Source organism: Neisseria sp. HMSC068C04 (assembly GCF_001810105.1).
Lineage (GTDB): Bacteria > Pseudomonadota > Gammaproteobacteria > Burkholderiales > Neisseriaceae > Neisseria > Neisseria flavescens_B.
The window spans coordinates 25681-39368 of record NZ_KV800011.1; the positions used below are offsets into that span (position 1 = coordinate 25681).

10 protein-coding genes and 1 pseudogene are annotated in these 13688 nt (G+C 48.9%); 3 read left to right on the forward strand and 8 right to left on the reverse strand.

The window, feature by feature from the left end; genetic code table 11:
• Positions 1 to 218: 218 nt before the first annotated feature.
• Positions 219 to 3827 carry a bifunctional proline dehydrogenase/L-glutamate gamma-semialdehyde dehydrogenase PutA gene (gene putA / locus HMPREF2700_RS11065; RefSeq protein ID WP_070592127.1) on the forward strand — a complete coding sequence of 1203 codons (3609 nt, stop codon included), beginning with the start codon at positions 219 to 221 and terminating at the stop codon, positions 3825 to 3827.
• Between the two features lie 58 nt (positions 3828 to 3885).
• Here putA and nth read toward each other — a convergent pair whose 3' ends face one another.
• The 4 genes from nth to HMPREF2700_RS11085 all read right to left on the reverse strand — a co-directional run bounded on the left by nth (position 3886) and on the right by HMPREF2700_RS11085 (position 8159).
• Positions 3886 to 4515, reverse strand: a complete 630-nt coding sequence (gene nth / locus HMPREF2700_RS11070; RefSeq protein WP_070592130.1) for an endonuclease III — start codon at positions 4513 to 4515, stop codon at positions 3886 to 3888.
• A 137-nt stretch (positions 4516 to 4652) separates the two neighbouring features.
• Positions 4653 to 6032 carry a Na+/H+ antiporter NhaC gene (gene nhaC, locus HMPREF2700_RS11075; RefSeq protein ID WP_070592132.1) on the reverse strand — a complete coding sequence of 460 codons (1380 nt, stop codon included), beginning with the start codon at positions 6030 to 6032 and terminating at the stop codon, positions 4653 to 4655.
• Between the two features lie 180 nt (positions 6033 to 6212).
• Positions 6213 to 6836, reverse strand: a complete 624-nt coding sequence (locus HMPREF2700_RS11080) for an alpha/beta fold hydrolase (RefSeq protein ID WP_070592134.1) — start codon at positions 6834 to 6836, stop codon at positions 6213 to 6215.
• Positions 6837 to 6935: 99 nt separating this feature from the next.
• Positions 6936 to 8159 carry a sugar MFS transporter gene (locus tag HMPREF2700_RS11085; protein WP_070592135.1) on the reverse strand — a complete coding sequence of 408 codons (1224 nt, stop codon included), beginning with the start codon at positions 8157 to 8159 and terminating at the stop codon, positions 6936 to 6938.
• Positions 8160 to 8430: 271 nt separating this feature from the next.
• On the opposite strand from HMPREF2700_RS11085, the gene HMPREF2700_RS11090 reads away from it, so the two are divergent.
• The gene (locus tag HMPREF2700_RS11090; protein ID WP_070592137.1) at positions 8431 to 8844 is read left to right on the forward strand and encodes a YqaA family protein; all 414 of its coding nucleotides are present in this window, start codon (positions 8431 to 8433) and stop codon (positions 8842 to 8844) included.
• Between the two features lie 65 nt (positions 8845 to 8909).
• Here the strand turns inward: HMPREF2700_RS11090 and HMPREF2700_RS11095 are convergent, their stop codons facing one another.
• From HMPREF2700_RS11095 to HMPREF2700_RS11110, 4 genes and pseudogenes are all read right to left on the reverse strand, one after another.
• On the reverse strand, positions 8910 to 10103 hold the full coding sequence (locus HMPREF2700_RS11095; RefSeq protein ID WP_070588069.1) for an amino acid aminotransferase: 1194 nt from the start codon (positions 10101 to 10103) through the stop codon (positions 8910 to 8912).
• A 99-nt stretch (positions 10104 to 10202) separates the two neighbouring features.
• The gene (locus tag HMPREF2700_RS11100) at positions 10203 to 10856 is read right to left on the reverse strand and encodes an HAD family hydrolase (RefSeq protein ID WP_070592138.1); all 654 of its coding nucleotides are present in this window, start codon (positions 10854 to 10856) and stop codon (positions 10203 to 10205) included.
• A 69-nt stretch (positions 10857 to 10925) separates the two neighbouring features.
• A pseudogene (locus tag HMPREF2700_RS11105) lies at positions 10926 to 11864 on the reverse strand (cation diffusion facilitator family transporter).
• Between the two features lie 15 nt (positions 11865 to 11879).
• Positions 11880 to 12710 (reverse strand): ferritin-like domain-containing protein, encoded by an 831-nt coding sequence (locus HMPREF2700_RS11110; protein ID WP_070592140.1) that lies wholly within the window; start codon positions 12708 to 12710, stop codon positions 11880 to 11882.
• A 289-nt stretch (positions 12711 to 12999) separates the two neighbouring features.
• Between HMPREF2700_RS11110 and lolA the strand changes: the two genes are divergently transcribed.
• The gene (gene lolA / locus HMPREF2700_RS11115; protein ID WP_003682545.1) at positions 13000 to 13620 is read left to right on the forward strand and encodes an outer membrane lipoprotein periplasmic chaperone LolA; all 621 of its coding nucleotides are present in this window, start codon (positions 13000 to 13002) and stop codon (positions 13618 to 13620) included.
• Positions 13621 to 13688 lie beyond the last annotated feature (68 nt).

Sequence of the window (13688 nt, forward strand, 5' to 3'; positions counted from 1 at the left end):
TTCAGACGGCCTGCATGATTCCGTGCAGGCCGTCTTTACGAAATAAACTGTTTCAAAATAATCTGAGCCTTATCAGAAAAAACAGCAATTTATGCGGATGCATCTTGTATCCGCATCATAATTTTATTACGATATTACTATCCTTCAGAATACCTGTTTTAGCAGTCTTAATTCAGGCCGTCTGAAACCATGAAAAAAACCTTTGGAGAACATAAATAATGTTTAACTTCGCTTTTCCAACACAAACTCCTCTGCGTCAAGCTGTAACCGATGCCTACCGCCGCGATGAAATCGAGGCTGTTCAGGATATGTTGCAACGTGCACAGATGACTGACGAAGAGCGCAATGCCGCTTCCGAGCTTGCCCGTCGTTTGGTTACTCAAGTCCGCTCCAGCCGCACCAAAGCAAGCGGCGTAGATGCCTTGATGCACGAGTTCTCTCTCTCCAGTGAAGAAGGTGTTGCACTGATGTGTCTGGCCGAGGCCCTGCTGCGTATTCCGGACAATGCAACCCGCGACCGCCTGATTGCCGACAAAATCTCCGAAGGCAACTGGAAAAGCCACTTGAACAACAGCCCTTCCCTCTTCGTTAACGCGGCTGCATGGGGTCTGTTGATTACAGGCAAACTGACCACCAACACTTCTGAAAAAAACATGGGCTCTGCACTGAGCCGCATAATCAGCAAAGGTGGCGCGCCTCTGATCCGTCAAGGTGTGAACTACGCAATGCGCCTGTTGGGCAAACAGTTCGTAACCGGCCAAACCATTGAAGAAGCGCTGCAAAACGGTAAAGAGCGCGAGAAAATGGGTTACCGCTTCTCTTTCGATATGTTGGGTGAAGCCGCATACACCGAAGAAGATGCCAACCGCTACTACAACGACTACGTTCAAGCCATTCACGCCATCGGTAAAGATGCCGCAGGCCAAGGCGTTTACGAAGGCAACGGTATTTCCGTTAAACTTTCCGCCATCCACCCTCGCTATTCACGCGCCCAACACGAACGCGTTATGAGCGAACTGTTGCCACGCCTGAAAGAATTGTTCCTTTTGGGTAAAAAATACGATATCGGTATCAACATCGACGCCGAAGAAGCCAACCGTCTCGAATTGTCTTTGGACTTGATGGAAGCTTTGGTTTCAGACCCTGACTTGGCAGGCTACAAAGGTATCGGTTTCGTTGTTCAGGCCTACCAAAAACGTTGCCCATTCGTTATCGACTATCTGATCGATCTGGCACGCCGCAACAACCAAAAACTGATGATCCGTTTGGTTAAAGGCGCATACTGGGACAGCGAAGTGAAATGGGCTCAAGTAGACGGCATGGACGGCTACCCGACTTACACCCGTAAAGTCCACACCGACATCTCCTACCTCGCCTGCGCACGCAAACTCTTGGATGCGCAAGATGCCGTGTTCCCACAATTTGCCACCCACAACGCCTACACTTTGGGCGCAATCTACCAAATGGGTAAAGGCAAAGACTTTGAACACCAATGTCTGCACGGCATGGGCGAAACCCTGTACGACCAAGTGGTCGGCCCGCAAAACTTAGGCCGCCGCGTACGCGTGTATGCCCCGGTCGGCACACACGAAACCCTGCTTGCCTACTTGGTACGCCGCCTGTTGGAAAACGGTGCGAACTCTTCTTTCGTGAACCAAATCGTTGACGAAAACATCAGCATCGACCACCTGATTAAGAGCCCGTTCGACACCATCGCCGAACAAGGCATCCATCTGCATCCGGCACTGCCTCTGCCGCGCAATTTGTATGGCAAAGACCGTCTGAACTCTCAAGGCGTAGATTTCAGCAACGAAACCGTATTGCAAAACCTGCAAGAAAAACTCAACCAAGCTTCTTCCGAAGACTTCCATGCCGCTTCCATCGTCAATGGCGAAGCGCGTAACGTAGGTGAAGCACAACCTGTCCGTAACCCTGCAGACCACAACGATGTTGTCGGTACCGTCAGCTTTGCCGATGCCGCATTGGCTCAAGAAGCAATTGGTGCAGCCGTTGCCGCCCTGCCTGAGTGGAGCGCCAAACCTGCTTCAGAACGCGCCGACTGCCTGCGCCGTTTTGCCGATCTCTTGGAACAACACACGCCTGCATTGATGATGCTGGCCGTCCGCGAAGCCGGTAAAACCTTGAACAACGCCGTTGCCGAAGTACGCGAAGCCGTTGACTTCTGCCGCTACTATGCCAACGAAGCTGAAAACACCCTGTCTAAAGATGCCAAAGCTGTCGGCGCAATCGTTGCGATCAGCCCATGGAACTTCCCATTGGCCATCTTTACCGGCGAAGTGGTTTCTGCATTGGCTGCCGGCAACACCGTTATCGCCAAACCTGCCGAACAAACCAGCCTGATTGCTACTTACGCCGTTTCCCTGATGCATCAAGCCGGTATTCCGACTTCTGCACTGCAACTCGTACTCGGCGCAGGCGATGTCGGCTCTGCCTTGACCGGCGATACCCGCATCGGCGGCGTGATCTTCACCGGTTCTACCGAAGTAGCACGCCTGATTAACAAAGCACTGTCCAAACGCGACGACAACCCTGTCCTGATTGCCGAGACCGGTGGTCAAAACGCGATGATCGTGGACTCTACCGCCCTGCCGGAACAAGTCTGCCTCGACGTATTGAACTCTGCCTTCGACAGCGCAGGCCAACGTTGTTCCGCTCTGCGTATCTTGTGCGTTCAAGAAGATGTTGCCGATAAAATGGTCAACATCATCAAAGGCGCAATGGACGAATTGGTTGTCGGCAAACCGACCCAACTGACTACAGACATTGGCCCTGTCATCGATGCTGAAGCCCAACAAAACCTGTTGGCCCACATCAATCGAATGAAAGGCGTAGCGAAGGCTTACCACGAAATCAAAACTGCTGCCGACGTTGATAGCAACAACTCTACTTTTGTTCGTCCAATCCTGTTTGAATTGAATAACTTAAACGAGTTGCAACGCGAAGTGTTCGGTCCTGTTTTGCACGTTGTCCGCTACCGCGCCAGCGAGTTGGATCAACTCATCGACCAAATCAACGCCAAAGGCTATGCTTTGACCAGCGGTGTACACAGCCGTATCGAAGGTACTGTCGAACACATCCGCGACCACATCGAAGCCGGTAATATCTACGTCAACCGCAACATCGTCGGTGCCGTTGTCGGCGTACAACCTTTCGGCGGTCACGGCTTGTCCGGTACCGGTCCTAAAGCGGGCGGTCCATTCTATCTGCAACGTTTGGTTCGCACTCCTGAATGGGTTGCACCAACCCTCAGCCGTATCGGCCAAGCAGACGAAGACGCGCTCAAACGTTTGGAAACTCTGGTTCACAAACTGCCGTTTAATGCAGAAGAGAAGAAAACTGCAGCCGCAGCTTTGGGTCACGCGCGAGTTCGCACTCTGCGCAAAGCCGAAACCGTATTGGTCGGCCCGACCGGCGAACGCAACTCATTGAGCTGGCGCTCTCCAAAACGTGTTTGGGTACATGGCGGCAATCTGCTGCAAGCCTTCTCTGCCCTGACCGAGCTGGCAGCCGCAGGCATCCAAACCGTTGTTGAGCCTAACAGCCCGTTGGCTTCCTACTCAGCCGATTTGGACGGTTTGTTGCAAGTCAACAGCAAACCTGAAAACGCAGGCATCAGCCATGTTGCCGCTATCGAGCCTTTAAGCAGCGAGCGCAAACAAGAGTTGGCCGGCCGCGACGGTGCGCTCATCCGCATCCTGCCTTCCGAACAAGGTCTGGACATTCTGCAAGTATTTGAAGAAATCTCTTGCAGTATCAATACTACCGCTGCCGGTGGTAACGCCAGCCTGATGGCAGTTGCCGACTAATCGTAGCCAAATCAAAGGCCGTCTGAAATTCAGACGGCCTTTTTTTATGTTTTTTTATTTAAATTTTTGCCGGATATTCGCACAAATCGTTAATCAAACATTTGCTGCATTGCGGTTTCAAAGCCTTACATGTATAGCGGCCGTGCAAAATCAACCAATGATGGGCATCCATCAAAAATTCTTTGGGAATAAAGCGCATCAGCTTGTCTTCAACTTCGCGCACATCCTTGCCCGGAGCAATTTTAGTACGGTTGGAGACACGGAAAATATGGGTATCGACTGCCATAACAGGTTGCCCGAATGCAGTATTCAACACCACATTGGCCGTTTTACGGCCAACGCCGGGCAAAGATTCCAAAGCCTCTCGGTCGGCAGGTACTTCACCGTTGTACTTCTCCAGCAAAATACGGCAAGTCTGCATGATGTGCTTGGATTTGGTTTTGTAGAGGCCTATGGTTTTGGTGTACTCCATCACGCCGTCCAGCCCCAAATCCAACATGGCTTGCGGCGTATTGGCAACGGGAAAGAGTTTGGCAGTCGCTTTGTTTACGCCGACATCAGTTGCCTGCGCGGACAATAAAACGGCGATAAGCAGCTCAAACGGTGAACTAAAGTTCAACTCGGTAGTCGGATGAGGATTAGCAGCGCGGAAACGCTCGAAAATTTCTTGGCGGATTTTTTTGTTCATTGTTTAGATTATTTTTTTATTGGCGCAGCAATTATAGTGAAATCATGCTGATACGGCTACTTCAAGTAAAACAAGGCCGTCTGAAATTGTTTTCAGACGGCCTTGTTTGATAAAAGCATTGCTATTTTAAATGCGGTTTACTTCTTACTCAAAGTCAGCCCTGTCCAGCCGAACACCAGCGTCAGAGCCAAGCTCAAGTAGCAGAAGAAGGCATAAGGCAGGTATTCCCAAACAGGCACGCCCAAGGCATGGCTGATAAATACGCCGCAGACGCTCCAAGGCACCAACGGATTAATGACCGTACCCGCATCTTCCAGCGTACGGGCAAGGTTGCGCGAATGCAGACCAAGCTTGTCATAAACCGGCTTAAAGGTTTCGCCGGAAAGCAGGATACTCAAATATTGCTCGCCAATCAGGAAGTTGACACCGACCGATGTCATGGCGACGCTGAAAGTAGCGCGTCCGGCATTGGTCAGGAACGCACGAATGGCTTCCAGCAAAGACGGAATCACACCGATGCTGAACAACAGTCCGCCCAAACTCATGCCGAGTATCACGATGGTTTGCGTAAAGAACATGCTTTCCAAGCCGCCGCGAGAAATCAAACGGGCAATGTCTTTAAATGCTTCGCCTTCGAGTTTGTATCCGCTGTAAAACCACGCGCCCAGCTGTTTCAAATCAGGCGTACTGTGGAAGTAAGTCACAATCAGCGCCACCATAACGGTAAACAACATGGCCACAATGGCATTCACGCGCATCAGGGCGAGGATAACCAGCAAGGCAAACGGAATCAGCGAATAGGCATGCACCAAACCGGTTGCTTCCAATTGCGCGCGGAAAGCTTCGACGCTGTTCATGTCATGCGCGGCAACATTGGGCAAGAGCCACAGCATCAACGCCGCACTGATCAACCATGCAGGCACAGTGGTGTACATCATGTTTTTGATGTGTTCGAACAAATCAATGCCGACAATCGAAGCGGAAATACCGGTCGTATCGGAAAGTGGCGACATTTTATCGCCAAAGAACGCACCCGACACAATCGCACCTGCCGTCATCGCCATATCGGCATGAAACGCAGCCGCCATACCCATAAATGCCACGCCGACAGTCGCACAAGTCGTCAAACTACTGCCGATGGAAATACCGATGATTGAGCAAAGCGCAAACGCCGAAAAATAAAAATAAGTCGGCGAAATCAATCCAAAACCGTAATACATCAGCGTCGGAATCGCACCGCTCATCATCAGCGCGCTGACCATCAGGCCGATAAAGAAAAACAGATAAATCGCACCCATGCCCTGCCCGACCGCGCCTATCATACCGTTTTGCATGTCTTGATATTTCAAGCCACGCATCAAACCGTACAACAGCAAGACCACAATCGCCGTCACAATCGACATATGCGGCAGCCATTCAAGCGAAATAATCGTGTAACCCATTGCCGCCACCAAAGCCAAGGCCACAGCGATGGCCTCAAAGCGCGGCATATTAAGTAAGGATTTGAAAGCAAACATTGTTCTTTGCCTTTTTAATAAGTATTTAACAGATTTTAGCATAACAGGCCGTCTGAAACCCGATTTTCAGACGGCCTGCCTGTTATTTTATAAAAACAGCTTCAGTAAAACTGCGACACTTTCTTTAAAATATATTAAATTATTAACATTAAATACTTTTAAATTAAAATAAATGAAATTTTATTGCTTTTTAAAACGTCCATCATGCAAAAATGCCACCACTTGCTCGACAGTTTTACGGTTAAACAGCATACCGCTATGGCTGACAGGCAAAACGACATGATCACGCATATTCGGACAATGCGTTTCGCTGACCAAAACCGTACCATCATGTTCGCCATGCAAACCTAAAACACGGCCCAGCCCATACGGTTTATTGCCGGCAATACTGCCCAACTCAACACCCTTTGGCAATTCAGGCATACTGCCATCCAATGCACCTTTATACGAACCGCCCAATACCGGCTTTTGCAAACCCATATTGAACACACGCTGCGCGGCACGGCTGCCTTGGTGCGGCGTACCCATGGTAACGATACGGCCGCTGACTTTATCCGGATATGCAGCCGCAAAATTACGTAAAACCAAGCCGCCCAAACTATGGCCGACAAAGTGCAGCGTTTCATCAGTATGGTTCTCATCAATCCATCGCGCCAAGTCCTCAACATGCCGATTCATCGAGTGCAACACACTGCAATAATCGAACAGAGCAACTTCAAAACCTTCTTGTTCTAGCAAATACGCCAGCGGTCTCATTACCCATGAATGCATGTGCAAGCCATGCAGCAAAATGATTTTGGCCATTTTTTCCTCCTGTCATTTAAATCATTATGCCACAAAGTCAAAAGGCCGTCTGAAAACCTGATTTCCAAGTTTTCAGACGGCCTTCTGTTCAAACCATGCTTACTCGTCGGCTTTATAACCTTTGAGGGCAAAGAAGACGATGTAGAGGTAGCACACGGCAGGTGCAACATAAGAAATCATCATACCGAAATCATCAGCAATCTTACCTTGCAATAAAGGAATCAGCGCGCCACCAACGATGGCAGTACAAAGAATACCTGAAGCAGAATTGGTGAATTTACCAAGATTTTTGGTTGCCAGCGAAAAGATGGTCGGGAACATGATGGAGTTGAAAAAACCTATGGCAATCAACGCCCACATGGCGACGTCGGCATTACCTTTACCAACCATGATGGCAATGACGAGCAAAGCAGTAGCAACTGAGGCATTAAAGGCAAGGTAGCGGTTTGGCGCGACTCGAGTCATCACTACCGAACCAAGGAAGCGTCCGAACATTGCACCACCCCAGTAGTACGTCAGCATATCTGCACCTTCGGCATGACTCAATCCTTTCAGGAAGCCCAAAATATTGACCATGAAAGAGCCGATGGATACTTCCGCGCCAACGTAGCAGAAAATGCCAACCACACCGAAAACAAGATGTTTGTATTGCCACACGCTGTGTTTGTCGTCGTGGTTGTGTTCGCTTTCCTCAACGGCAATTTTACGTGCATCGGGCAGGCGGATCATTTTCACAAAGACGGCTAGGAGGATCAACAATCCCGCCAAACCCAAATAAGGGATTTGGACAGAAGCAATTTGCTCGGCTTTGCTAGCTTTCTGAGCTGCATCTGTAAAAATGAGAAATGCACCGATTTTCGGAGCAATAGTCGTTCCCAATGAATTGAATGCCTGTACCAAAGTCAGCGTTGCAGATTCTTTACCAGGTTTCGCCAGCAGGGTCACATACGGATTACCCGAAACCTGCAACAGGGTTACGCCCGAAGCAAGAATGAAGAGCGCGCCCAAGAAAGTCGGGTAAGATTGGCTGTCTGCGGCAGGATAAAACAACAAGCATCCGACGGCGGTCAGCAAGAAGCCGCCGATGACGCCGCTTTTATAGCCGATTTTACCAACGAGAAAACCCATCGGAATCGACATGATGGCATAGGCGGTAAAGAAGCAGAACTGAATCAGCATCGCCTGAAAATTGGTTAGCGTGAAAATATCTTTCAGATGCGGAATCAAAATATCGTTCATGCAGGTAATAAAACCCATCATGAAGAAGAGTGTGGTCAAGACGACCAGCGCAGGAGTATGATTTTGTTGTGAATGCGCAGACATAATTTGCCTTTCGTTTTGTTAAGACTCGCCAAAAATGAGCTGAAAGCAGTTCATTAAACTTAACACTCATTAACAGCGTCCGTATCATACTGATAATCCGTCACTTTGAAAACTATTTTCTAACAGCCGACTACATTAATCTTTAGACGTTTAATTTTAAAAAATTCAATAATATTGGATTTATCTTTTGATATATTGAAAAATAAAGGCATAATCCTCTTATTAAACCTGTTATTTCTTTTTTACAATATTACTTGATGCAACTCAAAACATGCCCCTTCTTTACGCTTACCTTGCCCTGATTGCTTCTGCCTTCACTTCGGCTACACTACTTCCGGGTACATCCGAGGCGGCATACGCCGCATTTGTGTACCAATATCCGCAACATGCCCTCGGCGCATGTTTGTGTGCCGGTTTGGCGAATGGCTTGGGCAGTATGGTTTCGTATTACATGGGCAGAATGTTTCCGGCCAAGAAAAGGCCGTCTGAAAAAGTATTGGCGCGTATACAAAGATGGGGGATTTGGCCGCTGTTGTTCGCATGGCTGCCGATTATCGGCGATGCCCTCCCCCTTGCCGCAGGCTGGCTCAGGCTCAATGCTTTGCATTGCGCCATTATTCTGATTACAGGCAAACTGCTGCGCTATGCCATGATTTATTGGGGAATGAACGCAGTTGCCGGATAAGCCACCACAACTAAAAATAAAGGCCGTCTGAATCATTCAGACGGCCTTTGCCTTTAATTCGACAATTACAAGACTTTCACAATGCTTTCGCACAGGTAGTCGATGTTGTCATCGGTAATGCCTGCAACATTAATGCGGCCGGAGCGGACGGCATAAATGGCAAACTCGTTTTTCAAACGATCAACTTGTTCGGGAGTCAAGCCGCTGAAAGAGAACATACCGTTTTGTTCAATAATGAAATCAAAGTCTTGTGTTGCACCTTTAGCCTTGAGCAACTCGACAAATTTTTGGCGCATGGCTTTGATGCGGCCGCGCATTTCATCGAGTTCGGCAATCCATTGTGCTTTCAAATCATCATTTTTCAACACCAACGCAATGGTGTTCGCACCGTGTGAAGCCGGGTTGGAATACAAGGTACGGATGATGGTTTTGACTTGGCTGTGGGCGCGGGCTGCTGTTTCTTCATCTTCGGCCACCAAAGTGAACGCGCCGACGCGCTCGTTGTACATACCGAAGTTTTTGGAATAAGAGCTGGCAATCAGCAATTCTGTATTGTGTTTCAAGAACACGCGCAAGCCGTAGGCATCTTCTTCCAAACCATTGCCAAAGCCTTGGTAGGCAAAGTCAAACAGTGGCAACCAGCCTTTTTCGGCAGAAAGTTTTGCCAAAGTTTCCCATTGTTCGGGCGTAGGGTCGATGCCGGTAGGGTTGTGGCAGCAGCCGTGCAGCAGGACGATGTCGCCTTTTTGCGCTTGGCTCAAGTCTTCAATCATGCCGTCCCAATCCAAACCGTGTTTGGCGGCATCATAGTAGCGATAAGGTTTATCTTGGATGCCGACCGCTTTGGCGATGGCGTTGTGGTTTGGCCAAGTCGGATTGGAAATCCAGATGGTTTGCGCGTTCAACTGACGTTTGGCAAACTCGGCGGCAATACGCAATGCGCCTGTACCGCCAAGGCTTTGCGCTGTTTTGGCACGACGGCTGGCAATGATTTCGTGGTCTTTGCCAAACAGCAGAATTTGGGTTTGCTCGTTGTAGTCGGCAACGCCGTCAATGGTCAGGTAGTTTTTGGTTGTTTCGCTTTCCAACAGGCGTTTTTCAGCCTCTTTGACGGCTTTGACAATAGGCGTCGCGCCGGATGCGTCTTTGTACACGCCGATACCGAGGTTAACTTTCTCCGGACGGGTTTCGGCTTTAAACGCCTCGCCCAAACCTAAAATCGGATCAGCAGGAGCAGCTTCGATATGCTTGAAGAACATGATTTTTCTCTTTACAAGTAGTAAAACGGTTGAAAAAATACAAACTTAGTGCGATTTTACGCCGTTTCAGGCCGTCTGAAAACGAATTATTACAGGGTTTTAACGCAAGATTGCCAACAAATCCAAAGGCGTGGCAATACGGAAATCGGCAAGCCAGTTTTCGGTTTGGTCTTCGGCAGAAATATAGCCCCAATCGGCAAGCACGGTCGTCATGCCTGCATTTTTTCCTGCCTGCATATCGCGCTCTGCATCGCCGACATAAAAACATCGCTCAGCCTCAACACCAATCTGTTCACACGCATAAAACATAGGCTTCACGCTGGGCTTGGGTTCATCGCAAGTATCGCCACTAACAATCACGGCAGGAGGCACGGTAAACCCGAGCTTAGGCACGAGGACATCGGTAAAGCGCATAGGCTTGTTGGTGATAATGCCCCATTGGATACCGCGTTGAACTAAGGCTTCCAGCATTTCGTTTACGCCGTCGAACAAGATGGTTTGGTCAGCATAGCAGCGGCTGTATTCGTCCAAAAACTCTTTGCGCCATTGCATATAGTCCGGATGGTCGGGCGTAGTAATGCCTGCACCAAGTTTGAGCAAACCGCTTGCACCATGGCTGGCCTGCGGACGGATTTCATCCATGCTTTTTTCAGGCAAACCGTGTCGGCGCAATACCGTGTTGAGCGCGCCACCCAAATCAAGTGCTGTATCGGCAAGCGTGCCGTCAAGGTCGAATAATACGGCTTGGATCATAAGTGTTCCTTTGATGATTTTAGAAGGCCGTCTGAACAATCCAACAAGTTTCAGACGGCCTGAATATGGTTAATGGTGATGATGTTCGTGTATTTCCTGAGAACACAAAACTTCATCTTTATGCGGATGCTGTTCGCTTTCAATCTGAATCGTACAATGCCCGATGTTGTGATGCGCCAATTCATGTTCGATGCGATAGGCAATTTGTTCAGACTCTGCAACCGTCATGTTGCCATCGACAACAATATGGCAGGACAAAACGTGGATATTGCTGGTAATCGTCTAAACATGCAAGTCGTGAACAGATTTTACGCCCTCCGTATTGCGGATAACGCTGAGCAACTCATCGGTATGGATGTTTTCCGGCGCACCTTCCATCAAAATGTGCAAAGTCTGTTTAAACAGCTTCCAGCCGCTGCGCCCTACCAAAGCCGCCACCAATACGCTGGCAACCGTATCCGCCCATTGCCAGCCATACGCCATCATCAATACCGCTGCGACAATCGCCCCTATCGAGCCGAACAAATCGCTGATTACATGCAGATACGCGCCGCGCATATTGACGTTTTCTTCAGTATCGCCATTTTTCAACATATAAACGGCGACACCGATGTTGACCAGCAAACCGATGATACTGACCACCAACATGCCGCCCGTCAAAATTTCCGGCGGATAAAACAATCGTTTGACTGCTTCATAAAAAATCATTGCCGCAATCAACACCAGCGACAATCCGTTAAACATCGCCGTCAAAATTTCAAAACGCTTATAGCCAAATGTCTTTTGCAGCGTGGTCTGTTTCTCGCCAAGTTTGAATGCCCACAATGCCACGCCCAGCGAAAACGCATCGCTGAACATATGCCCCGCATCGGAAAGCAGGGCCAAAGAGTTGGTCAGCCAGCCGCCGACCGCCTCAACCAGCATAAATCCGGCAATGACGAAAAATGAAATGCGCAATACCTGCTTATTGGCGGTATGCGCGTGCGAATGATCGTGATGATGTGCCATGATGATTTTACCGTTTCAGACGGCCTTTTTATCCTGTTTCAAACTTTTCTCAAAATCTTCCAACATATCCAGCTCGAAACGGCTGAATCCTGCACGTTCCCGTGCTTCGATATTGACGTAGCCGCGGAAGATAAACATATCGTAACGCGCAATCAGGCTACGGAACAAGGCAACCGGTTCCAAACCGCGCTCACGGCAAAGATGCTGATACCAATGATTGCCGATGGCGACATGCCCCACTTCATCGCGATAAATAATATCTAACACATCGCAGGTTTCTACATCACCACGTTGCGCCACTTTTGCACGAATACCCGGCGTGACATCCAAACCGCGCGCTTCCAACACCCGCGGCACCAAAGCCATGCGCAACAAGGGATCGTAAGCGGTTTTATACGCCATATCCCACAAATGCCCGTGCGCTTCAAAATCGCCGTAATCGTAGCCCAAGCTGTTCAGACGGCCACGCATCAAGCCGAAGTGAAACACTTCTTCTTTCGCCACCCTTACCCAATCGCGTACAAACTGAAACGGCATATTGCGAAAACGATACGCTGCATCCAAAGCCAGATTAATCGCATTAAATTCAATGTGCGTAATCGCATGCAGCATCGCCGCATAGCCTTCGACCGTATTCATCTTGCGCGGCGTTACTTCTGATGGCGCAACCAAACGCGGACGCAACGGATGTCCGGCAAAACGGCAATCCACAGGTTTCGACTCATCAACCGTCAAACCTTCCGCCTCGCCCAACTGCGCAAACAAGGCCTGCGTCAATCTTCCCTTTTCATCCGGATTGTCCGACAGCAAAGCCTGTTCCAATAAAGGATAAGGATTCAGATACATACAAAACCATTGTTTTAAAAAGATAAATATTATAACCGTTTTAAAAAGCAAACAGAAAGACTATAATTTCACGCTTTCCGTAAAATGACATTAAATACCACACCAAACCATTGTGTGCTTCATTAAAAAAACGTCAAAACTAAATGCAGGCCGTCTGAAGAAATGAAATTATTTCAGTCACTTGATTGGATTTTTCATATTTACACAAATTAAACCCTCCATTCAGCCCCTTGCCTGTTACACCATAACGTCTATACTGAACCCATCTCTCCGAACAAGGAACCAAAACATGAAAACTACCCGACTGTTCACCCTGACCGCTGCCGCGCTGCTTTCTTCAGCCATCGGCTTTGCACAAGCCGGCGCAGTGGATGCCCTGAAAAAATTCAATAATGACGCTGACGGTATCAGCGGCAACTTCAGCCAAACCGTTCACAGCAAAAAGAAAACCCAAACCACACACGGTACATTCAAAATCCTGCGCCCAGGCTTGTTCAAATGGGAATACACCAAACCCTACAAACAAACCATCGTCGGCGACGGCAAAACCATTTGGCTCTATGACGTAGATTTGGCGCAAGTAACCAAATCCTCACAAGACCAAACCATCGGCGACAGCCCTGCCGCCATCCTCTCCAACAAAACGGCATTGGACAGCAGCTACACGCTGAAAGAAGACGGTTCTGCCAACGGCATCGACTACGTTTTGGCTACGCCTAAGAAAAACAATGCCGGTTATCAATACATCCGCATCGGCTTCAAAGGCGACAACCTCGCCGCCATGCAGCTGAAAGACAGCTTCGGCAACCAAACCAGCATCAGCTTCAGCGGTTTGAACACCAAGCCCAACCTTTCCAGCGGTATGTTCAAATTCACTCCTCCTAAAGGCGTTGATGTCTTGAGCAATTAAGCTTTCAACTGAAACACAAAGGCCGTCTGAACAACAGACGGCCTGAGACCTTTGCAAAATTCCTTTTT